Source organism: Hydrogenophaga intermedia (assembly GCF_000723405.1).
In the GTDB taxonomy this organism is placed as follows: Bacteria; Pseudomonadota; Gammaproteobacteria; order Burkholderiales; family Burkholderiaceae_C; genus Hydrogenophaga; species Hydrogenophaga intermedia.
This window is the reverse complement of the sequence record NZ_CCAE010000023.1, coordinates 43915-64998: the sequence shown is the minus strand read 5'-3', so window position 1 is coordinate 64998 and position 21084 is coordinate 43915. Positions and strand designations below refer to the sequence as shown.

Genomic DNA, 21084 nt, shown 5'->3' with positions numbered 1-21084 from the left:
GGAGATTCGATGACACGCGCCACCCGCCGGCCCGCCCTGGGCCGTTTTGCTGCCACCTTGATCGCCACCGCCGCCCTCGCGGCCTGCGGCGGAGGCGGTGGCAACGGTGACACCCCGAACCCGCCCGCGCCCCAGCCCCAGCCCCTGAGCGTCAAGCTCGAAAAGATCGGCGGCTACGCCACCGGCCAGTTCGGCGTCTCGGCGGCCGAGATCCCCGCCTACGACGCCACCACCCAGCGCCTGTTCGTGGTGAACGCCCTGGCCGGCAAGGTGGATGTGCTGGACCTGCGCGTGCCCGCCAACCCGGTGAAGATCGGCGAAATCGATGCCAGCGGCGTGCTGGCCGGCGCCGAGATCAACAGCGTGGCCGTGCACGACGGCCTGGTGGCGGTGGCCATTCAGGCGCCCGTGAAGACGGACGCGGGCCGCGTGGCCCTGTACCGCGCCAGCGACCTGACGCTGCTCGGCTCGGCCACCGTGGGCGCGCTGCCCGACATGATCACCTTCACGCCTGATGGCAAGACCGTGCTGCTGGCCAACGAAGGCGAGCCCAGCGACGACTACCAGACCGACCCCGAAGGCAGCATCGCCATCGTGGACGTGAGCAGCCCGGCCGCACCCACCGTGCGCATCGCCGACTTCACCGCGTTCAACGGCCAGGAGGCCACGCTGCGCGCGCAGGGTGTGCGCATCTATGGCCCTGGCGCCAGCGCCGCGCTGGACTTCGAGCCCGAGTACATCGCCATTTCCGCCGACGGCAAGACCGCCTGGGCCACGCTGCAGGAGAACAACGCGATGGCGAAGATCGACATCGCCAGCGCCACGGTCACCAACATCCTGCCGCTGGGCTTCAAGGACCACGGCGCCCCCGGCAACGAGATGGACGTGGCCGATGAGGACGGCCTGATCAACATCCGCAGCCTGCCCGGCGTGCGCGGCCTGTACCTGCCCGACGCAATGGCCTCGTATGCGGTGGGTGGCCAGACCTACCTGGTGACCGCCAATGAAGGCGATGCCCGCGCCTGGGGCGAAGGCAACAACGACTACTGGGCCGGCGATGCCAGCAAGGGCTTCGTCGAGGAATTCCGCGTCAAGCACCTGGTGCACACCGGCGGTTTCGATCGCCGTGCCGGCGACGACCTGCCGCCGCAATTGCGCGCCCTGGGCTGGGGCGCCCAACTCAACCCGACCACCTTCGCCTACTGCGGCGCGGTGGCCGGCAACCCGAACGCATGCCGCAACGACGACGTCCTCGGCCGCCTCAACATCAGTTGGACCATGGGCTACCGCACCGACGCGCTCGGCAACCCGGTCATGTTCAATGCCGCCGGCGCCGAAGACCCCACCGGCGACCGCCTGATGTACGACCACCTCTACAGCTACGGCGCGCGCTCCTTCAGCATCTGGAACGGCAACGGCGGGCTGGTGTGGGATTCGGGCGCCGAGTTCGAGAAGTTCTTTGCCAGCGACGAGTGCAAGCTCGGCAGCGCGCGCAACATCCCGTGCAAGGACTTCTTCAACTCCGGCCACGACGAAGGCAGCGCCAAGGACAGCCGCAGCGACGCCAAGGGACCCGAGCCCGAAGGCGTTGCGCTCGGCCAGGTCAACGGACACACGCTCGCCTTCATCGGCCTGGAGCGCATGGGCGGCGTGCTGGTGTACGACATCACCGACCCCACCGCCCCCAAACGCCTGGACTACCTCAACAGCCGCGAAGACTGGACCACGGCCGACCCGGGCACCGTACTGAGCACCGCGGGCGACCTGGGCCCCGAAGGCCTGGTGTTCATCCCGGCCAAGCGCTCGCCCGACGGCACGCCTCTGGTGGTGGTGGGCAACGAAGTCAGCGGCACCACGGCGGTGTACCGGCTGAACGTCTCGGGCGGACAGCCCTGAGCGTCAGCCCTCGGCCAGCGGACTCAGAGCCGTCGGCAACCAACCTGCGAGGCGCGCGTGAATGCGCGCCTCGCGCCGCTGCCACCAGATGCCCAGTGCCACGAACCCCAGGCCCAGCAGTGTGAGCACGAACGGGAACAGCAGGCTGTCGGCGAATACCTTGTAGCTGAGGTAGCCCACGTAGCCAGCCACGCCGATGGCGCCGAACACCGTGAACACGCGCCGCGCGATGGCCGCGCCCAGGAACACCAGCACCACATTGATGAGCGCGTAGCCCAGCTTGGAGAGCTCGGAGTCGCTCTCGCGAAAGCTCAACCCGCACCAGAACATGATGGCGCCGAACAGGTAGAGCCAGAAGGCGAAGTCCTGCCGGTCGCGCGGATCGCTGGCCAGGCGGCAACGCAGGTCCACCCACACCGCGATGGCGCAGGTGGCCAGGCCGAACACCAGGGACACGTCGCGCGTGAATTCCCAGTCGAAGCCCTCTTGGCGCGTGAGCATGTGCGCCACGTCCATGTTCAGGTACCACAGCGTCACGGCCACCGGCATCACCATGAACGGCAGGCGCAGCCACCACAGCATGACCACGGCCGCCGCGAGCGTGAGCAGCTCCAGCGTGAGCCAGCGCCAATCGATGAGGCGGTGGTAGTCGCGGTAGCTGTCGGGACCGCCCTCGGGCCACAGGCCCAGGCCGCTCTGCACCGACCACGCCGCCAGCGGCACCAGGCACACCGCGAGGGTGGCCAGGATGCCTGCCGGGATGTGCAGGCCGCGGCCTTGCAGGTGGCGCGCCACCGCCACCGCGCCCACCCCGTAGCCCACCGACAGCAGCAGCACGCCCCAGGCGCCGAACAGCTCCCAACCCAGGGTCATGAACAGCGTCATGGCGCCGATGGCCAGCAGGCCACCGAAGTAGTACAGCACGTGGGTGAAGCTGAAGCGCGCGGGCGCGATGGCATCGCCCGCCCAGCGCGCCCACAGGCGCTCTGCCTGCTCGGGTGAGATGTCGCCAGCCTGTGCGGCGGCCTGCAAGCGGGGCCAGTCGATCTGCAGGCGCTGGCTTCGCTCCGGCGCCGGTGTGTTCTCGTCGCTCATGGGGGCTTCCTCCTGGCGCGCACGATAGCGCATGAGCCCTGTCCGCGGGCGTACGCCATGGGCATCTTGCCTACCCCCTTGGCAGAAGCGGCCTTAGTCCCGAGCCGACCCTTCCTTGGTCTAGACCCGGAACGGCTCAGCGCGGTCCTCCACCCAAGCCCTGTCTCTTGATCCTTTCGAAACACTCGATGAGCTCACTTCACGACGCGACCGATGCCCTGCGCCTGCTCACCCAGGCAAGCGAACGGCTGACCCAGATCACCGGCCTCACCGAAACCGAGGACGCCACCTGGTTCATCGACTTCCAGGGCGACGGCGGCTTCATGGCGGAATGGTCCACCGACTGGACCCGCCTGGTGCTCACCGCCGACCTGGGCCAGCCCACCCCCGAGGGCGAACTGAGCGCGCTGAACCTGGCCCTGTCCTACAACGCCCTGTGGCGCGAGATCGGCGACCTGCGCATCGCCCGCGACGGAGACGAAGGCGAGCTGATGCTGATCGGCGAACTCGGCCCCGAGGATGGCGACCCCGAGACCTTCAACGCCGCCCTGCTGCACTTCGAGGCGCTGCGGCGCTGGTGGGTCGATGCCATCGCCCGCGCCGCGACCGACAAACCGGCGCCGCCCGCGCCGCCGGGGGTCATGTTCGATCGCATCTGATTTCCTCACCCTTGTTCATCCACCCCACCCTCGCACACCACATGCAACGCACACGCATCTCCAGTTCCTCCAAGACCCACAAAGGCCAGCAGACGACGCCGGCAAGTCACACCGCCACCGTCAAGCCGTCGACAGAAGCGCCTGGCGTACCCGCTCCGCAAGGGCGTCAGAGAGCACTCCCGCGCATCAACCGGACCCAGGGCCAACGGGCGAAGGCGCGGGTCAAGCAAGACCTGCCGCAAGAGCTCTCGCAACCTCTGACGCGGTCGCGCAGTGGCGTCACAACGCGCACCCCCTCCCCTGCTTTGCCGACGCGGGCGCCCCAACGGGCGTCGCAGCGCCCACCGGTAAAACAGTTGCGAACGGTGAGCGCGCGCCAAACGGTCGACAACGCGCAGGTCCAGGCGCCGTCGCCCTACGCGACTCTTCTCGAACAACTGATGGTGGTGAACTCCGCCGCCGACCTCGATCGCGTGGTGCAGTCCCCTCTGGCCCGATCCGTTATGCAGTTCGACGATCGCGTGGAAGCCGAGTCGACGCCGCTGAACCGCCTCAGCGCGGTCCGGTCGGTGGAGGAGCTCGACAAGCTTCTTGGCCTCGAGGCACCTCAGGATCGCTGAACGCAGCGCGAGCGGGGGCACTGGCGGGTCCCTAGAATCCGCCCATGACCACCCCCGCATCCCCCGCGCCCACCGAAGGCGACGCCAAAGCCAGCAACTTCCTGCGCCAGATCATCGAAACCGATCTGGCCAAGGGCACCTATACCAGCCGCCACTGGGCCGGCTCCCCGGGCGACGCCGCCCACCAGGCTGCCGGCCAGCCCGACCCGGCGAAGATCCGCACCCGCTTCCCGCCCGAGCCCAACGGCTACCTGCACGTCGGCCATGCCAAGAGCATCTGCCTGAACTTCGGCCTGGCGCGCGACTACGGCGGCGTCTGCCATCTGCGCTTCGACGACACCAACCCGGAGAAGGAAGACACCGAGTACGTCGACAGCATCATCGACGCGGTGAAGTGGCTCGGCTACTCCTGGGAAGGCAAGGGCGGCAGCCACCTCTACCAGGCCAGCGACTACTTCGACTTCATGTACCGCGCGGCCGAATCGCTCATCGAGCGCGGCCACGCCTACGTGGATGAACAGAGCGCCGAGGACATGCGCGCCAACCGCGGCGACTTCAACACGCCCGGCAAGAACAGCCCCTTCCGCGAGCGCACGCCGGCCGAGAACCTGGCACGCTTTCGCGAGATGCGTGACGGCAAACTGCCCGACGGCGCCGCCGTGCTGCGCGCCAAGATCGACATGGCCTCGCCCAACATCAACCTGCGCGACCCGGCCATCTACCGCATCCGCCGCGCCACGCACCACAACACCGGTGACAAGTGGTGCATCTACCCGATGTACACCTACGCGCACCCCATCGAGGACGCGCTGGAGCAGATCACCCACAGCCTGTGCACGCTGGAGTTCGAGGACCAGCGCCCGTTCTACGACTGGCTGCTGGAGCGCCTGAACGAGGCAGGCCTGCTGGCCAGCCCGCCGCCCCGTCAGTACGAGTTCGCGCGCCTGAACCTCACCTACGTCATCACCAGCAAGCGCAAGCTGGCGCAACTGGTGAACGACAAGCGCGTGAGCGGCTGGGACGATCCGCGCATGCCCACCATCGTGGGCCTGCGCCGGCGCGGCTACACGCCTGAAGCCATCCAGCTCTTCGCCGAGCGCATCGGCGTGACCAAGAGCGACAGCTGGATCGACTACAGCGTGCTCGAAGGCTGCCTGCGTGAGGACCTGGAGCACAAGGCCCACCGCGCCATGGCCGTGCTGGACCCGGTGAAGCTGGTGATGACCAACTGGGGCGAGGTGTTCGGCAGCGACGACCACCTGGAGACCTGCACCCAACCCGCCCTGCCCCACTCCGCCATCGCCGAGGGCGAGACCCCGCCGCCCGATCGGGTGTTCATGATCGGCAAGGCCGTCTGGATCGAGCGCGAGGACTTCGAGGAGGTGCCGCCCAAGGGCTACAAGCGCCTGTTCCCGGGCAACGTGGTGCGGCTCAAGGGCGGCTACGTCATCGAATGCACCGGCTGCGCGAAGGACGCCGACGGCCGCGTGACCGAGGTGCACGCCAAGGTGATCCCCGGCACCAAGAGCGGTACGCCGGGCGCCGACAGCGTGAAGGCCAAAGCAGCCATTACCTGGGTGGGCGTGGCGGACGGCATCCCCGCCGAGGTGCGGCTGTACGACCGGCTGTTCAGCGACCCGCACCCGGACGCGGGCGGCAAGGACTTCCTGTCGGCGCTGAACCCGGACAGCCTGAAGGTGGTTCAGGCCTGGGTGGAGCCTTCACTGGCCGCCGCCAGGCCCGATGACAAGTTCCAGTTCGAGCGGCATGGGTACTTCGTGGCCGATCGGGTGGATCACGGAGTGGGTGGCAAGGCGGTGTTCAACCGGGTGACGGGGTTGAAAGACAGCTGGGGCAAGTGAGCTCCGAGTCAGCTCGCCACCATCCGGGGCTTGCCGACACGCCTCAAGGGGCCAGGCGAACCGCAAATCGTCCGGCGCCCCCGGCCCCAACAATCAAGCGATGGGTGGCCCGCGTGGCGCCGACATAGAACAGCCGAGCCTCATCGCGCTCGTCTTCACCCTGGGCCGGCATCTGCCCGACGCCGACCAACGCCACCACCGGGAACTCCAACCCCTTGCTCACGTGCATCGTCATCACCTTGATGCTGTCGGCCGCGGGGTCAAAGGTACCCGCACCTTTGCGCACCTGGTGTGGCAGGCGACGCTGGCGCAAGGCGTTGGCGCACATGTCCATCTCGCTGTAATGCCGGCAGAGGACAGCCATATCAGCCCAGGCATGGCCTTCCTGGTGGGCACTGGCCAATAGCTCCGCCACCTGTTGTGCTTCCTCGCGCACGGTGGGCAAGCGAATGATCAGCGGGGCCTGCCCCTCCCGCCCGCAACTCACGGGCTTGAGCAAGGGAACGCCGTCGTCATCTCTGTCTTCCGCGGTCAGCAGGTCGGCCGCGACCAGACTGGCGGTCTCGAGGATCTGGCGCGTGTTGCGGTAGTTGATTTTGAGAATGGTGGTTCGACCTTGGGCCTGAACGCCCACGCTCTTGAAGCTGAATTGCCCCACCCCTTCACGCTTCTTGCTTCGCTCGTAGATGCTCTGCGCATCGTCGTAGAGCACGAGCAGGCTATTGGTGTTCGGGTCCACCATCTGCACCACAAGCTTGAACCACTGGGGTGCAAAGTCGTGTCCCTCGTCGATGAGCACAGCCTGGTACTGGCCGCTGGGAATCTGGCGTCGGTCCACGCCGCTGATCACGCGCTGGACCATATCGTCGAAGAAATGACCTCTGGATAGACCCTGTGCTGGCAAATCCTGTCCATAGGCCACGAGCTGATCACGACACCACTTGTGGAAATGCACGGCGTGCACGCAATGGGCGATGCCCTTGAGTTGCATCACACGCGCAAGCTGCTTGGCCAGCGGCTCGTTGTAGCAAAGGATGAGGATGGGCTTGCCGTGGGCCATCTGCGCCTTGGCCAGGTGCTCTGCGCGGTAGCCCAGCAGCATGGTTTTGCCCGAACCGGCCACGCCATGGATGACGCGGTGCCCCTCGCCCAGGCTTCGCGCGAGCTGCTCTTGCTGCAGGTCCATCACGCGCATGATGCTGGGTAACTCGGCAGTGTCATCGTCGGTATTGAACAACTTGCCCTGCACCGGAACCCGGACCTCGGGAAACATGATCCAGCGCACGCGATCGAGCTGTGGCAGGCTCAGCGCCTTGCTGCCAAAGGCTTGCGGGAACATGTTCCACAAGCGCTGTTGAAAGGCTTCCGCTTCCACGCCCTCGGTCATCTCGTCGGCACAGATCACAAAATGCGGTTCTATGGCCTCGCTCAGGCCGGCAGCGTCGAACTGCTTGCGCGTGATGCGCGTGAATACCACTCCGTGGCCCCAAGGGAAGGCCAACTTTCCCTGGTGTGGACCACTGGCATGTACGAGTTGAGGATCGCGCTCCAGGGCATTGACGACCTGAATGGCACAGTGCCGCGCCTGTGCGAGCGGGTTCATCACTACCTTCACCATCCCTTCAGGCGCGATCTCCCACATTTGCCGCGTGGCGCGCTGCACCGACTCCAGACGCCAATCCTTGGTCTCCAGAATCAACACGCCACGGCGAGGATGTAGGACAACAAAATCAGGGTGCGTCTGTTTCGGACCGACGGGGACGTCGTACCAGAGCAGGTAATCGCTCTCGAGCTTCTGCTCGAGTCGTTCGGCCAGCCGCCGCTCACCACTGGTCATGCGCGATACGCAACTGCCAATCGCCGGAATCAATGTGGCCATGCCATTTGTCCCTGGTTACATCCCTTAGGCTGGCATGATGCACACAAATGCAACCAATAGCGCGCTTTTGACGTCGCCGGCGCTTTTTGAGCGATCAATAGACCACACAACCACCCGATTCCCATGCTCGCCAACCTCACCCCCTTTCTCCTTCACTGGGCTCTCACCGCCTTTGCGCTCTGGGTGGCCAGCCACGTGTTCAAGGGCATGCGCTTCAGCAGCACGGGCGCCTTGCTGGTGTCGGCCCTGTTGCTGGGCCTGGCCAACGCCATCGTGCGCCCGCTGCTGGTGTGGCTCACCTTGCCGCTCACGCTGATCACTTTCGGTCTGTTCCTGCTCGTGATCAACGCGGTGGTGCTGATGCTGGTGGCGCGGCTGGTGGAGGGCTTCGAGATCGATGGCTTCTGGACGGCGTTCTGGGCCAGCCTGCTCATGTCGCTGCTGAGCCTGGTGCTCGGGGCCTTCGTGCTGGGCGGCACGCCGGACTTCACCATTCAGACCAGTCCAGGGCCTGGGCAGGTCTGGCTCTGACAGCGACAAGCCCCAATCGGGGTCCGATGAGACCCATTTTGGGTACTCTGCCAATGCCCCGCTTCCACCACCACGTCTACGTCATCGAGCTGCACCCCGATGTGCTGCTCGAACCCCGGTTCCGCGCGTGCAATCCAGGCTACCGGGACGGCAAGCCCTGTGTCTACGTCGGCATGACCGGCCTGGACCCCGACACGCGCTTCGACAAGCACAAGGCCGGCATCCAGTCCAACGGCTATGTCTTCAAGTACGGTCTGCGGCTGCTGCCCGACCTGTACGAAGGCTTCAACCCCATGCGCTACCCCGACGCGGTGGACAAGGAGATCGAGGTCGCCATCGACCTGCGCTCGGCCGGTTTCGGCGTGTGGCAGGCCTGAAGCGATTCAGTGCGTGGCGCCCGCCGCCAGCGCCTCGTCCTGCCGCACCCGCAGCGCGCATTGCACGGCCAGCCGCAGGCCACGCACGATGTCGTCCAGCGCCATGCTGGGCGTGCCCTGTTCGGGCAACCAGGGCACGTGCACGAAGCCACCACGGGTGTGGCGCAAGGTGCGGCGGGTGGCCAGCGTGCGCATGAGGCCGTAGAACACGTGGTTGCAGACGAAGGTACCGGCCGTCTGCGAGACCTCGGCCGCGATGCCGGCCGCCCGCAGTTCGGCCAGCATGGCCTTGATCGGCAGGCCGGTGAAGTAGGCGGCGGGCGCGCCCGGCCGCACAGGTGTGTCGATGGGCTGCCCACCCGCGTTGTCGGCGATGGGTGCGTCGTCCACGTTGATGGCCACGCGCTCCAGAGAGATGGCGCCGCGCCCCCCGGCCTGGCCCACGCAGATCACCAGCGCAGGCCGGTGCTCGTCGAGCAGAGCCGTCAGACACCGCAGCGATTCGCCGAACACGGTGGGCAGTTGCGCCGCCACCACCGCGTGGTCCAGCAGGTGTTCGCCGTGCAGGGCCTGAACGGCCTGCCAGCTCGGGTTCACGGACGCGCCGCCGAAGGGATCGAAACCGGTGAGCAGCACCGTGGGGGACGGCGGGGAGGTCGGGCGTTGGCGGGCGGGCATCGCGCCAATCTACCCCACGCGGCCCGGCGCCTCAGCGCCGCGCGACGCGACCGCGAATGTCCACCAGCTTGGCCTGCACGCGGCGCTGGTTGTCCGCACCCATGCGCAGCAGGATCTTCTGGCCCGCCGACATCGCTTGCAGCTTGGGGTCGACGTACTCGTAGCGCACCCAGGGCCGGGTGGAGACCACCTCGCCCTTCACCTCCACCAGCACCACGGCCGGCGGCGAGGCGGGCACGGGCGTGGCGATGAGTTGGTCCAGCACCTGCACCAGGCGGTCGTTGAAGTAGCGACCGCCAAAGCCCAGTTCCTCGTATGCCTGCTGGAACAGCGGGTAGAGGCGGCGGTACAGCGCCACGGCCTGGCCCGTGTCCACCGATTCGACGAACCGCACGAAGGGCGTGTAGCGCGCGGCGTTGTCGGGGTGGATGGTCTCGGCCGCGCCGTCGGCCCCCTTGACCGACGCAAACTGCCCCGGGGTGGGGTTGACCGGCCACACCAGCACCGGCGCGTGCGAGCGGCCCAGGTTGTCTACCGTGGCCACCGTGCGCTTCACGAAGCCCTCCAACTGCAGGAAGCGCAGCACGTTGGGGCGGCCCAGCAGTTCGCCGAGGCGGTCACCCACGTAGGGATCGGCATCGGCCAGCGCGGGAAGGGGTGTCGGCTCTGTCGCTGGCTCGGCGGCCGGGGGCTCCACCGGGTGCTGGATGGCGGGCGCCGCCGGCTCGCCCGGGGCCGGGGGAACGACCGGTGCGGTCGCCACCGGCTCGGGTTCCGGGGCGGGCTGCGCCTGCCGGGACTGGTAATACTGCCAGCCGAAGTAGCCGGCCACGGCCAGGACCAGCAGCGCGAACAGGTACAGGGAAAGGCGGGAGTTGTCGTCTCGTTCGGGTTCGCGTGGCATGCCTCGTCGTCTCCGGGAAAGCTCAGCAAGCGGCCGATCCTACGCCCCTGCATTGCCCCCCGCAAACCGCTGCGCGGGGCCTCACCGCTCCCTAACGCTTCTTGTCCGGCGCTGGCGGAACCTTGCCACCGGCCTCACGCGCCTCGGACAGCCCGATGGCCACCGCCTGCTTGCGGCTGGTCACCTTCTTGCCCGAACTGGACCGGAGCTTGCCTTCCTTCATCTCGTGCACCGCTTTCTCGACCTTCTCCGATGCCTTGGGGCCGTACTTCGCCATGGCGTATCTCCTTGAATTGAAAGGAAATCTCATCGGGCAATCCATGTACCGCACCACTTCATCTGCAAAAAAGTGAGTGATCGCAAACATACCCCACGACCACTGGAGTGAATGGAACTTCCGCCTTAGCACTCCCTCCAAGCGAGTGCTAATATTCTTGTTCGATACCCCGAGGAGATCATCCATGACCCATTCGCTTGTACCCGTGGCCGCTGCGCCGAGCAGCGATCTGGCCGTGGCCGGTTCCTGGAGCCGCGCGCTCACGCTGCCGCCGCTGGGCCATCTGGATGCGTACATCTCCGCCGTAAACCGCCTGCCGATGCTCAGCCTGGAAGAGGAGCAGGACGCGGCGCGCCGCCTGCGCGATCACAACGACCTGGAGGCCGCCGGCCGCCTGGTCATGTCGCACCTGCGTCTGGTGGTCTCCATCTCTCGACAGTACCTGGGCTACGGCCTGCCCCACGGCGACCTGATCCAGGAGGGCAGCGTGGGCCTGATGAAGGCCGTCAAGCGCTTCGACCCCGACCAGGGTGTGCGCCTGGTGAGCTACGCCATCCACTGGATCAAGGCAGAGATCCACGAGTACATCCTGAAGAACTGGCGCATGGTGAAGCTGGCCACCACCAAGGCCCAGCGCAAGCTGTTCTTCAATCTGCGCTCACGCAAGCAAGGCCTGCGCGCCGAGGCCGCCGACGGCGACACACACCGCGAGGTGCTGAGCGACGCCGAGATCGGTCTGATGGCGCGCGAACTGAACGTCAAGCCCGAAGAGGTGCGCGAGATGGAAACGCGCCTGTCGGGCGGCGACGTGGTGCTTGACCCCGCGCCCAGTGACGACGGCGACGACGCCTTCGGTCCCATTGCCTACCTGGCCGACGGCTCGCACGAGCCCACCGCCATGATCGAGTCCGCGCAGCGCGACCAGCTCGCCACCGAGGGCGTGGCACGCGCCCTGAGCGAGCTCGACGAGCGTTCGCGCCGCATCGTGAGCGAGCGTTGGCTGCAGGTGAACGACGACGGTTCGGGCGGCATGACGCTGCACGAACTGGCCGCCGAGTACGGCGTCAGCGCCGAGCGCATTCGCCAGATCGAGGTGGCCGCCATGAAAAAGATGCGCAAGGCGCTCGCCGCCTACGCCTGATCCGGCCGGAGCGATTGCACAATCGCTCCCCATGCCTTCTGCTTCCTTGTGGCGGCGCCTGAGCGCTGCCTTGGGCCTGTGCCTGGCCCTGTTCTCCTCCCTCGCTTTCGCCTCCGACCCGGCCGCGTCCACCAACGACGGGCCCATCGTGCTCGACCAGCGCCGCGCCACCATTCCCTTGGCCGGTCGCAGCCTCCAACTGGTGGACGCCAGCGGCTCGCTGGGCATCGAGGAGATCGCGTCGGGGCTGCATGAGCGGCCCTGGCGCTTGCATCGCGCGGGCGACCGGGTGCGACTCGATGATCACGCCGCTCTGTGGCTGCGCTTCGACGTACTGATGCGAAACACCGATGTGCACTGGGAACTCGAGCTGGCGCGGTCGGGCACCGATGCCATCGAGCTTTACTACCGTGACAGCCAGGGCCAATGGCGCGTGCAGCGCGCTGGCGACCGACTGCCCGTGCGCGACTGGGCCAACCCCGACCGCTACCCCGTCTTCAGCCTGGACGTGAGACCCGACGAAACCGTTCGCTACTGGGTGCGGGTTGAGCACGCGAGGGTGCCCTTCTCGGGCGTGTTCCAGCTTCACGACCACAACAGCCTGCGGGAGCAGCGCATCCATCAGCAGTTCGGGCTCGGCGCCTACTTCGGCATGGCCATGCTGCTGACGCTGGTGGCACTGGTCAACATGGTGGTCTTTCGCGACGCAGCCTTTGCCGCGTATGCCCTGTACATCACCTTGTTGGGCTTGTCGCTCGCCGCGTCGCTGGGCGTGGCCGGGCAGTTCCTGTGGCCAGGCCTGGCGCGCTGGAACCAGGAGGCCGAATTCATTCTTCTGCCGCTCCTGGGCCTGGTGGCCATGATGTTCGTGCGCCAGGTGGCCCAGCCACGGCGCATCGGCCGCATGTTGGACCGGCAATGCCTGCTGCTGGCGCCGCTGTGGCTGGCCGGCATCGTGTGGGATCAACTCCTGCCCAGCCCGCTCAGCCTGCAGGCCCTCACCGCACTGGTCGCGATCTGCATGGCGGTGGTCGCCGCCATGCTCTGGAAGGCCTGGCGCAGCGGCGACACCTGGATCCGCTGGTTCGTGGTGGGCATGCTGCCCATGTTGGTGACCGCCGCCCTGCCCGTGATGCGCAACTTCAACCTGATTTCCTCAGGCTTCCTGTCGCAGTACGGCATGGTCATCGCGGCGGCGATGGAAGCTCCCATCCTCATCTACGCGCTGCTGCAGCGTTCGCAACTGCAGCACGAGGCCCAGGTGCGGGCGCTGGCGCTGGAACGCACCGAACCGCTCACCGGGCTCACGCACCGCCCGCATTTCCTGCAGCGCCTGCACGACAGCCTGGTGCGCGCCGAGCGATACGGGCACCAGGGCGCGGTGCTGCTGGTGCACCTGGACAACCACGCCGAGATCAATCAGCGCCATGGCCGCGAGATCGCCGATCGCGCGCTGGTGATTGCGGCCTCTCAGCTGCGCTCGGTCGCGCGCGACGTGGACATCGCCGCGCGCATGGACGACGACAGCTTCGCGTTGCTGATGGAAGGCCCCGTGAAGAACGAACAGGTGCTGCACACCGCCACCAGCCTGGTGGCCAACGGCCTGCGCCCTTCGCCCCGCCTGCCGGCGGGCACCACGCTGCGCTTGCGTGTGGTGGCGGCGCTCCTGCCCGATGCCAAGGGCGAGCTTGCCCAGGACGCGGGCGCGCACCTCGAATGGCTGCGCCAGGGCATGCTCACACTGAGCGAGGACCCTCGCAAGGCGATCCTGCGGCTGAACTTCTGAGCGGCGGGCTCAGACCTCGCGGCGCAGCGCGGGAAACAGGATCACGTCGCGGATGCTGGGGCTGTCGGTCAGCAGCATCATGAGACGGTCGATGCCGATGCCGCAGCCGCCCGCGGGCGGCATGCCGTACTCCAGCGCGCGAATGTAGTCGGCGTCGAAGTGCATGGCCTCGTCGTCGCCGCCGTCCTTGGCGTCGGCCTGCGCCTGGAAGCGCGCGGCCTGGTCCTCGGCGTCGTTCAACTCCGAGAAGGCGTTGCCGAACTCGCGGCCGGTGATGTAGAGCTCGAAGCGCTCGGTCACCTCGGGCCGCTCGTCGTTGGCGCGCGCCAGCGGCGAGATTTCGGTGGGGTGCTCCATGATGAAGGTGGGGTTCCAGAGCTCGCTCTCCACCTTCTCCTCGAAGAACATCACCTGCAGCGAGGCCAGGCTGCGTGTGGACAACTGGTCCTTCTCTTCCGTGAGGCCCAGCTTGCGCAACTGGCCGCGCAGCCAGTCGGCCTCGTCCACGTTCGCACCGGCGTCGGTGTACTTGACGATGGCGTCGCGGATGGTCAGGCGCTCGAAGGGCGAATCGATGTCGACCGCGCGGCCCTGGTAGGTGACCTCGCCCTCGCCGCGCACGGTGCGCACCACGTGGCGGATGAGCTGCTCCGAGAAATCCATGAGATCGTTGTAGTTCCAGTACGCCGCGTAGAACTCCATCATGGTGAACTCGGGGTTGTGGCGCACCGAGATACCTTCGTTGCGGAAGTTGCGGTTGATCTCGAACACGCGATCGAAGCCGCCCACCAGCAGGCGCTTGAGATACAGCTCGGGCGCGATGCGCAGGAACATCTCCTGATCCAGCGCGTTGTGGTGCGTGACGAAGGGCTTGGCGTTGGCACCGCCGGGGATGGGGTGCAGCATGGGCGTCTCGACCTCGAGGAAGCCATGCGAGACCATGAACTGGCGCAGCGCGGTGATGGCCTGGCTGCGCGCGACGAAGCGGCGGCGCGCGGCCTCGTCGGTCATCAGGTCCACGTAGCGCTGGCGGTACTTGATCTCCTGGTCGGCCACGCCGTGGAACTTGTCGGGCAGGGGCCGCAGGCTCTTGGTGAGCAGGCGGATCTTGTCGGCGTGGATGGTGAGCTCGCCGGTGCGGGTGCGGAACAGCACGCCCTCGGCGGCCACGATGTCGCCCAGGTCCCAGTGCTTGAAGGCGCCGTGCTGCGCCTCGCCCACGCTGTCGTTGTTCAGGTAGATCTGGATGCGCCCACCGCTTTCGCCCAGAGAGGCGTCCTGCAGCGTGGCGAAGCTGGCCTTGCCCATCACGCGCTTGAGCATCATGCGGCCGGCCACGCTGGCACGAACCGGCGTGGCCTCCAGCTCTTCCTTGCTGCGCTGGCCGTGCGCGGCGAACAGGGCCGCCGCGTTGTCGGTGGGCTTGTGATCGTTCGGGAAGGCCACCCCCTCGCCCCGCTTCTGGGCCTCGCGCAGGGCCTTGAGCTTCTCGCGGCGTTCGGCGATGAGCTGGTTTTCGTCGTGTGCGACGGGCGCGGCGGCGGTGTCGGGGGTGTTGGCTTGGCTCATGAATGAAAAAGCGGGTTGGGCGCCTGAATGGCGCGCAACCCGCGATTGTAGTTTTGGGCGGCCCACCGGGCCGCCAGCGGTCATTCGCCGAGGTACGCGGCGCGCACTTTCGGATCCGTCAGCATCTGCTTCGCATCTCCGCTCATGATGATCTCGCCCGAGTCCATCACGTAGCCACGGTCGGCGATCTGCAGCGCGCGGCTGGCGTTCTGCTCCACCAGCAGGATGGTCACGCCCTGTGCCGACACGTCGCGCACCACCTCGAAAATCTTGTCGACCATGATGGGCGACAGGCCCATGGATGGCTCGTCGAGCAGCAGCACCTTGGGCTGGCTCATCAGCGCGCGCGCCATGGCCAGCATCTGCTGCTCGCCACCGCTCATGGTGCCGGCGAGCTGGTCCTTGCGCTCCTTCAGGCGCGGGAAGATGCCGAACATGCGCTCGATGTCCTGCGCGATGCCGGCCTTGTCCTTGCGAACGTAGGCGCCCATCTGCAGGTTCTCGGTGATGCTCATGCGCGTGAACACGCCGCGGCCCTCGGGCACCATCGCCAGGCCTTGTTTCACCAGGTCCCACGCGCCCTTGCCCTTGATGCTCTTGCCCATGTACTCGACGTCGCCCGCCTCCATGGCGAGCGAGCCGGTGATGGCCTTCATGGTGGTGGTCTTGCCGGCGCCATTGGAGCCGATGAGCGAGATCAGCTCGCCCTCGTTCACTTCGAGGTCGATGCCCTTGACCGCCTTGATGCCGCCGTAAGCGACCTTCAGGCCGGCGACTTTGAGTAGTGTGTTTGCCATGCTGTTCTCCTGCCGACTCAATGACCGCCCGTGCCGAGGTAGGCCTCGATCACTTTCGGGTCCTTCTGCACCTCGGCCGGTGTGCCGGTGGAGAGCTGCTTGCCGTAGTCGAGCACGGTCACGCGGTCGCACAGGCCCATCACGAGCTTCACGTCGTGCTCGATCAACAGGATGGTGCGGTTGTCGTTGCGGATGCGGTCGATGAGCTCGCGCAACTGGATCTTCTCGGTCGCGTTCATGCCGGCGGCGGGCTCGTCGAGCGCGATGAGCTGCGGGTCGGTGGCCAGGGCGCGCGCGATCTCCAGGCGGCGCTGATCACCGTAGCTGAGCGTGCGGGACTTGTAGTCGGCGAACTTGCCGATGCCCACGTAGTCGAGCAATTCCTTCGCGCGATCGGCGATCTCGCGTTCCTCTCGCTTGAACTTCGGTGTGCGCAGGATGGCGCCGAGCAGGCCCGAGCCGGTGCGCACGTGGCGCCCGACCATGACGTTCTCCAGCGCCGTCATCTCGGCGAACAGGCGGATGTTCTGGAAGGTGCGCGCGATGCCGGCCTTGGCCACTTCGTGCACCGCGGTGGGCGTGTAGGCCTGGCCCGCGAGTTCGAAGCTGCCGCTATCGGGCGTGTACAGGCCGGTGAGCACGTTGAAGAAGGTCGTCTTGCCTGCGCCGTTGGGGCCGATCAGCCCATAGACCTGGCCGCGACGAATTTCGATGCCCACGTCGCTGAGGGCTTGCAGGCCACCGAAGCGTTTGGAGACGCTGGCGACTTTCAGGATGGTGTCTGTCATGCCGCGCTCCTCACTTGCTCAGGGACTTGCCGTGTTCGGGAGACGGCCACAAGCCCTTGGGACGCAGCAGCATGATGACGATCATGGCCAGGGCGATGAGCAGCTGGCGCAGGATTTCGGGGCCGAGGCGGCCGTCCGTCATGGCCGTGAGCGGGTGCGCCACGTGGCGCAGAAGCTCCGGCAGACCCGCCAGCACCAGCGCGCCCAGGATGACGCCGGGGATGTGGCCCAGGCCACCCAGCACCACCATGGCGACGATCATCACCGACTCCATCAGGATGAAGGACTCGGGGTAGACGCCGCGCATGAAGGACGCGAACAGCACGCCGGCGATGCCGCCGAAGGTGGCACTCATGCCGAAGGCGGCCAGCTTGAGGTTGCGCGTGTTCAGGCCCATGGCCTTGGCGGCGATTTCATCTTCGCGGATGGCCATCCATGCGCGGCCGATGCGCGAGTCCTGCAGGCGGCTCGCGATGATGATCGCCAGCACGACGAAGAACAGGATGAGGTAGTAGTACATCGTGACCGACTCGAAGGTGTACGAGAAGTCGCCGATGTTGATTTCCAGGCGCTGGCTCATCCGGTGCCCGAAGACGCTCACCGCGTCCACGTTGGTCAATCCCTTGGGGCCGTTGGTGAGGTTGATGGGCCGGTCGAGGTTGAGCATGAAGATGCGCACGATCTCGCCGAAGCCCAGGGTGACGATGGCCAGGTAGTCGCCGCGCAGCTTGAGCACCGGAAAGCCCAGGATCAGGCCCGTGACGCCTGCGACGATGCCCGCCAGCACCATCACCAGCCAGAAGTTCATGTGCAGGCCGGTCGGGAAAGTGGCGGCCAGCCAGGCGAAGGTGTCGGTGAGGTGCGGCGAGGCGAGCAGGCCGTACAGGTACGCGCCCACCGCGAAGAAGGCGATGAAGCCGAGGTCGAGCAGGCCGGCGTAGCCCACCACGATGTTCAGGCCCAGGGCCAGCAGCACATAGAGCAGCGCCACGTCGACGATGCGCACCCAGGAGTTGCTGCCGGTGGACTGCAGCACCAGCGGCAGGATCAGCATCAGCGCCGCGACCACCAGGAAGGCGATCAGCTTGACGGGTTTGGAGTTCATCATGGTCTCTCCCGTCGGATCAGGCACGGTCGGCCACACGCTCGCCCAGCAGACCCGAGGGGCGCAGGATCAGCACGAAGGCCAGCACGATGAAGGCGAAGATGTCGGTGTACTGGCTGCCCAGGAAACCACCGGTGAGACGGCCCAGGTAGCCGGCACCGAGCGATTCGATCAGCCCCAGGGCCACGCCGCCGAGCACGGCGCCGGCCAGGTTGCCGATGCCACCCATGACCGCGGCCACGAAGGCCTTGAGGCCAGGCATGAAGCCCATGGCGTGCTGCACGGTGCCGTAGTTGGACGCCCACATGATGCCGGCGATGGCCGCCAGCATGGCGCCGATGATGAAGGTGGCGGAGATGACCACGTCGGGCTTGATGCCCATCAGTGCCGCCACGCGCGGGTTCTCGGCGGTGGCGCGCATGGCGCGACCCAGGTTGGTGCGGTTGACCAGCCACATCAGCAGCGCCAGCACGATGACCGTGGTGGCCAGGATGGTGATCTGGGTGATGGAGAGCACGGCACCGAAGAACTCGATCGGCTCACGCGAGAGCGTGGAGGGATACGACTTGGGGTTGGGCTTCCAGATGATCATTGCCAGCGTCTGCAAGAGGATGGAGACGCCGATCGCGGTGATCAGCGGGGCCAATCGCGGCGAGTTGCGCAGCGGCCGGTAGGCCAGCTTTTCGATCGTGAAGTTGAGTGCCGCGCAGACCACCATGGCGATGACGGTGGCGACGATGAGCATCAGCCAGCCGGGCATGCCGGGCGAGGCGTCCTGCATCGTGGTGATGAGCGTCCAACTGGTGAGTGCCCCCACCATGAGCACGTCGCCGTGCGCGAAGTTGATGAGGCCGATGATGCCGTACACCATGGTGTAGCCAAGGGCCACCAGTGCGTACATGCTGCCCAGCACCAGACCGTTGAGGATCTGCTGTAGCAAGACTTCCATGAAAGGTTCTCCGTGGTTTTTGACCGCGGGGGTGCTGTGGACACGCCCCCCGTTTCAACCTAGCAAAAAACCCGCCAGAGACGGCCTGGATAAGGCCGGGGGCGGGTCGGTGGTGCGCGATTGTAGCGAGGGGTATCGGCCTTCCGACTGAGGAGATTCCCAGGTAAATCAAGGGAAAACCCGGGGCAAGAATGACGGTATCAGCGTCTCTGCGGGGGCATCAGTCCTTCTGATGATTGAGGCGGCGCAGCTCGCGCAGCTTCTCGCCGATGCGGATTTCCAGGCCGCGGTCCACGGGTTCGTAGAAGCTCGGCGGTGACATGCCGTCGGGGAAGTAGTTCTCGCCCGCGGCGAAGCCGCCGGCCTCGTCGTGGGCGTAGCGGTAGTCCTTGCCGTAGTCGAGCGACTTCATGAGCTTCGTCGGCGCGTTGCGCAGGTGCAGGGGCACGGGGCGCGTGCCGTCGCGCTTGACGAAGGCTTTGGCCTCGTTGAAGGCCTTGTAGACGGCGTTCGATTTGGGCGCGATCGCCAGATAGACCACACACTCGCCCAGCGCAAGCTCGCCCTCGGGCGAGCCGAGTCGCTCGTAGACTTCGCTCGCGTCGAGCGCGAGCCGCAGCGCGCGCGGGTCGGCCAGACCGATGTCCTCCGCCGCCATGCGTATGAGGCGGCGCGCCACGTAGCGCGGGTCTACACCGCCGTCGAGCATGCGCACGAACCAATACAGCGCCGCGTCGGGGTCGGAGCCGCGCACGCTCTTGTGCAGCGCGCTGATGGTGTCGTAGAACTGTTCGCCGCCCTTGTCGTAGCGGCGCATGCGCTCGCCCAGCACCTTGAGCAGCCAGGCGTCGGTGACGGTGGCGAGCTTCTCGCGCGTGGCGGCCACGGCCAGGGTTTCCAGCGTATTCAACAAGCGGCGCGCGTCGCCATCGGCATAGGCGATGAGACGGTCGAGCGCGGCCTCCTCGACGGCGGGGATGGCGTCGATGGCGCGCGCCTTGGCCACGATGGCACGCAGGTCGTCCTCGGTGAGCGGTTGCAGCACGTACACCGCCGCGCGCGACAGCAGCGCCGAGTTGACTTCGAACGAGGGGTTTTCGGTGGTGGCGCCGATGAAAGTGAACAGCCCGCTTTCGACGTGCGGCAGGAAAGCGTCCTGCTGGCTTTTATTGAAGCGGTGCACCTCGTCGACAAAGACGATGGTGCGTTGCGGGTGCAGGCCGTCGCGCGCGAGCTGGGCCTTCTCCACCGCCTCGCGGATGTCCTTCACGCCCCCCAGCACCGCGCTGATGGTGATGAACTGGGCATCGAACGAGTCGGCCATGAGCCGCGCGATGGTGGTCTTGCCCACGCCCGGCGGGCCCCAGAGGATGCAGCTGTGCGGTTGGCCGGATTCGAAGGCCAGGCGCAGCGCCATGCCCTCGCCCAGCAGGTGCTGCTGGCCGATCACCTCGCCCAGGGTGCGCGGGCGCAAGCGCTCGGCCAGGGGCGCGTGAGCGAGTGGGCTCACTGGCGGATCACGTCGGCGCCGGCCGGCGGCTCGAAGCGGAAGTCGCCGGTGGCCAGGCCCGGGTTGGCCTGCCAGCCCTTGAAGGTGAGTTCGGAGCGCTGGCCCAGGCCGTCCTCGATGTCGAGCACGGCGAGCTGCTTCGCGCGCAGGCCCACGCGCACGCGCTGGAGTTGGCCATCGCGCGCCTTCGGCACAGCCTCGACCCACTGCAGCCCGTCCTTGTCAGGCAGGGCCTTGAAGTCGAAGGCGGCGCGCAGGGACGAGAGGTCGCCCCCCGAAGCGATCAGCGCGGCGGGCGTGCTGCCCAGTGCGTCCTTCTGGGCGCGCACGGTCACCTGGTTCAGGTCCACGTCGTGCAGCCAGAGCCGCTGGCCATCGGCCACGATGGTCTGCTCGAAGGGCTTGGCGTAGACGAAGCGGAAACGGTCGGGCCGCAGGAACTCGAAGCGGCCCGAGCTGGTGCGCTGGCGCGGCGCGGCCTCGCCGGATTTCTTGGGTGACGTGACCACCTGCGTGAAGTCGGCACGCGCGCTGCCCACCTCGCGCAGGAAGGTGTCAAGCGCTTGCAGGCCGTCGGCGTGCGCGGGCCAGGCCAGGCTCAGCAGCGACACGGTGGCCGCGGTCAGGAGGGTGCGGATGTTCATGGCGATGTGATTCCCCC

Annotated in this window: 20 protein-coding genes; 8 read left to right on the top strand and 12 right to left on the bottom strand. The window is 67.0% G+C overall.

The window, feature by feature from the left end:
* The first annotated feature begins 9 nt into the window (after positions 1-9).
* Positions 10-1896 carry a choice-of-anchor I family protein gene (locus BN948_RS14335; RefSeq protein ID WP_009516851.1) on the top strand — a complete coding sequence of 629 codons (1887 nt, stop codon included), beginning with the start codon at positions 10-12 and terminating at the stop codon, positions 1894-1896.
* 3 nt (positions 1897-1899) lie between these two features.
* Here the strand turns inward: BN948_RS14335 and BN948_RS14330 are convergent, their stop codons facing one another.
* Positions 1900-2991: a DUF4401 domain-containing protein gene (locus BN948_RS14330; RefSeq protein WP_009516850.1), complete on the bottom strand. Its 1092-nt coding sequence runs from the start codon at positions 2989-2991 to the stop codon at positions 1900-1902.
* Between the two features lie 188 nt (positions 2992-3179).
* On the opposite strand from BN948_RS14330, the gene BN948_RS14325 reads away from it, so the two are divergent.
* The 3 genes from BN948_RS14325 to BN948_RS14315 are packed head-to-tail and all read left to right on the top strand — an operon-like array spanning position 3180 to position 6132.
* The gene (locus BN948_RS14325) at positions 3180-3650 is read left to right on the top strand and encodes a type III secretion system chaperone (RefSeq protein ID WP_009516849.1); all 471 of its coding nucleotides are present in this window, start codon (positions 3180-3182) and stop codon (positions 3648-3650) included.
* 41 nt (positions 3651-3691) lie between these two features.
* A complete protein-coding gene (locus BN948_RS26680) occupies positions 3692-4270 on the top strand; it encodes a hypothetical protein (RefSeq protein WP_138820060.1) in 579 nt (192 codons plus the stop codon).
* 44 nt (positions 4271-4314) lie between these two features.
* Positions 4315-6132: a glutamine--tRNA ligase/YqeY domain fusion protein gene (locus BN948_RS14315; protein WP_009516847.1), complete on the top strand. Its 1818-nt coding sequence runs from the start codon at positions 4315-4317 to the stop codon at positions 6130-6132.
* A gap of 43 nt (positions 6133-6175) precedes the next feature.
* Here the strand turns inward: BN948_RS14315 and BN948_RS14310 are convergent, their stop codons facing one another.
* The gene (locus BN948_RS14310) at positions 6176-8011 is read right to left on the bottom strand and encodes a DEAD/DEAH box helicase (protein ID WP_009516846.1); all 1836 of its coding nucleotides are present in this window, start codon (positions 8009-8011) and stop codon (positions 6176-6178) included.
* A 123-nt stretch (positions 8012-8134) separates the two neighbouring features.
* Here BN948_RS14310 and BN948_RS14305 point away from each other — a divergent pair, with 123 nt between their 5' ends.
* Both BN948_RS14305 and BN948_RS14300 read left to right on the top strand, forming a co-directional pair.
* Positions 8135-8542 carry a phage holin family protein gene (locus tag BN948_RS14305; RefSeq protein ID WP_009516845.1) on the top strand — a complete coding sequence of 136 codons (408 nt, stop codon included), beginning with the start codon at positions 8135-8137 and terminating at the stop codon, positions 8540-8542.
* Positions 8543-8595: 53 nt separating this feature from the next.
* Positions 8596-8919 carry a hypothetical protein gene (locus BN948_RS14300; RefSeq protein WP_009516844.1) on the top strand — a complete coding sequence of 108 codons (324 nt, stop codon included), beginning with the start codon at positions 8596-8598 and terminating at the stop codon, positions 8917-8919.
* A gap of 6 nt (positions 8920-8925) precedes the next feature.
* Here the strand turns inward: BN948_RS14300 and pcp are convergent, their stop codons facing one another.
* From pcp to BN948_RS14285, 3 genes are all read right to left on the bottom strand, one after another.
* Positions 8926-9597: a pyroglutamyl-peptidase I gene (gene pcp / locus BN948_RS14295; RefSeq protein ID WP_009516843.1), complete on the bottom strand. Its 672-nt coding sequence runs from the start codon at positions 9595-9597 to the stop codon at positions 8926-8928.
* 31 nt (positions 9598-9628) lie between these two features.
* Positions 9629-10501, bottom strand: a complete 873-nt coding sequence (locus BN948_RS14290; RefSeq protein WP_009516842.1) for a DUF3014 domain-containing protein — start codon at positions 10499-10501, stop codon at positions 9629-9631.
* A gap of 91 nt (positions 10502-10592) precedes the next feature.
* Positions 10593-10778, bottom strand: a complete 186-nt coding sequence (locus BN948_RS14285) for a DUF6496 domain-containing protein (protein ID WP_009516841.1) — start codon at positions 10776-10778, stop codon at positions 10593-10595.
* 184 nt (positions 10779-10962) lie between these two features.
* On the opposite strand from BN948_RS14285, the gene rpoH reads away from it, so the two are divergent.
* Positions 10963-11919, top strand: a complete 957-nt coding sequence (gene rpoH, locus BN948_RS14280) for an RNA polymerase sigma factor RpoH (RefSeq protein ID WP_009516840.1) — start codon at positions 10963-10965, stop codon at positions 11917-11919.
* Between the two features lie 31 nt (positions 11920-11950).
* Positions 11951-13705, top strand: a complete 1755-nt coding sequence (locus BN948_RS14275) for a sensor domain-containing diguanylate cyclase (protein ID WP_009516839.1) — start codon at positions 11951-11953, stop codon at positions 13703-13705.
* Positions 13706-13714: 9 nt separating this feature from the next.
* Here BN948_RS14275 and lysS read toward each other — a convergent pair whose 3' ends face one another.
* The 7 genes from lysS to lolA form a co-directional block, all read right to left on the bottom strand.
* Entirely contained in the window at positions 13715-15274 is a 1560-nt protein-coding gene (gene lysS, locus BN948_RS14270; RefSeq protein ID WP_009516838.1) for a lysine--tRNA ligase, read from the bottom strand.
* Positions 15275-15354: 80 nt separating this feature from the next.
* On the bottom strand, positions 15355-16071 hold the full coding sequence (locus BN948_RS14265) for an ABC transporter ATP-binding protein (RefSeq protein ID WP_009516837.1): 717 nt from the start codon (positions 16069-16071) through the stop codon (positions 15355-15357).
* A gap of 17 nt (positions 16072-16088) precedes the next feature.
* Entirely contained in the window at positions 16089-16859 is a 771-nt protein-coding gene (locus BN948_RS14260; protein ID WP_009516836.1) for an ABC transporter ATP-binding protein, read from the bottom strand.
* A gap of 10 nt (positions 16860-16869) precedes the next feature.
* Positions 16870-17964 carry a branched-chain amino acid ABC transporter permease gene (locus BN948_RS14255; RefSeq protein WP_138820071.1) on the bottom strand — a complete coding sequence of 365 codons (1095 nt, stop codon included), beginning with the start codon at positions 17962-17964 and terminating at the stop codon, positions 16870-16872.
* Positions 17965-17983: 19 nt separating this feature from the next.
* Positions 17984-18913 (bottom strand): branched-chain amino acid ABC transporter permease, encoded by a 930-nt coding sequence (locus BN948_RS14250; RefSeq protein WP_009516834.1) that lies wholly within the window; start codon positions 18911-18913, stop codon positions 17984-17986.
* A gap of 220 nt (positions 18914-19133) precedes the next feature.
* Entirely contained in the window at positions 19134-20423 is a 1290-nt protein-coding gene (locus BN948_RS14245; protein WP_009516833.1) for a replication-associated recombination protein A, read from the bottom strand.
* Entirely contained in the window at positions 20420-21067 is a 648-nt protein-coding gene (gene lolA / locus BN948_RS14240) for an outer membrane lipoprotein periplasmic chaperone LolA (RefSeq protein WP_009516832.1), read from the bottom strand. The genes BN948_RS14245 and lolA overlap by 4 nt, the downstream gene beginning before the upstream one ends.
* Positions 21068-21084 lie beyond the last annotated feature (17 nt).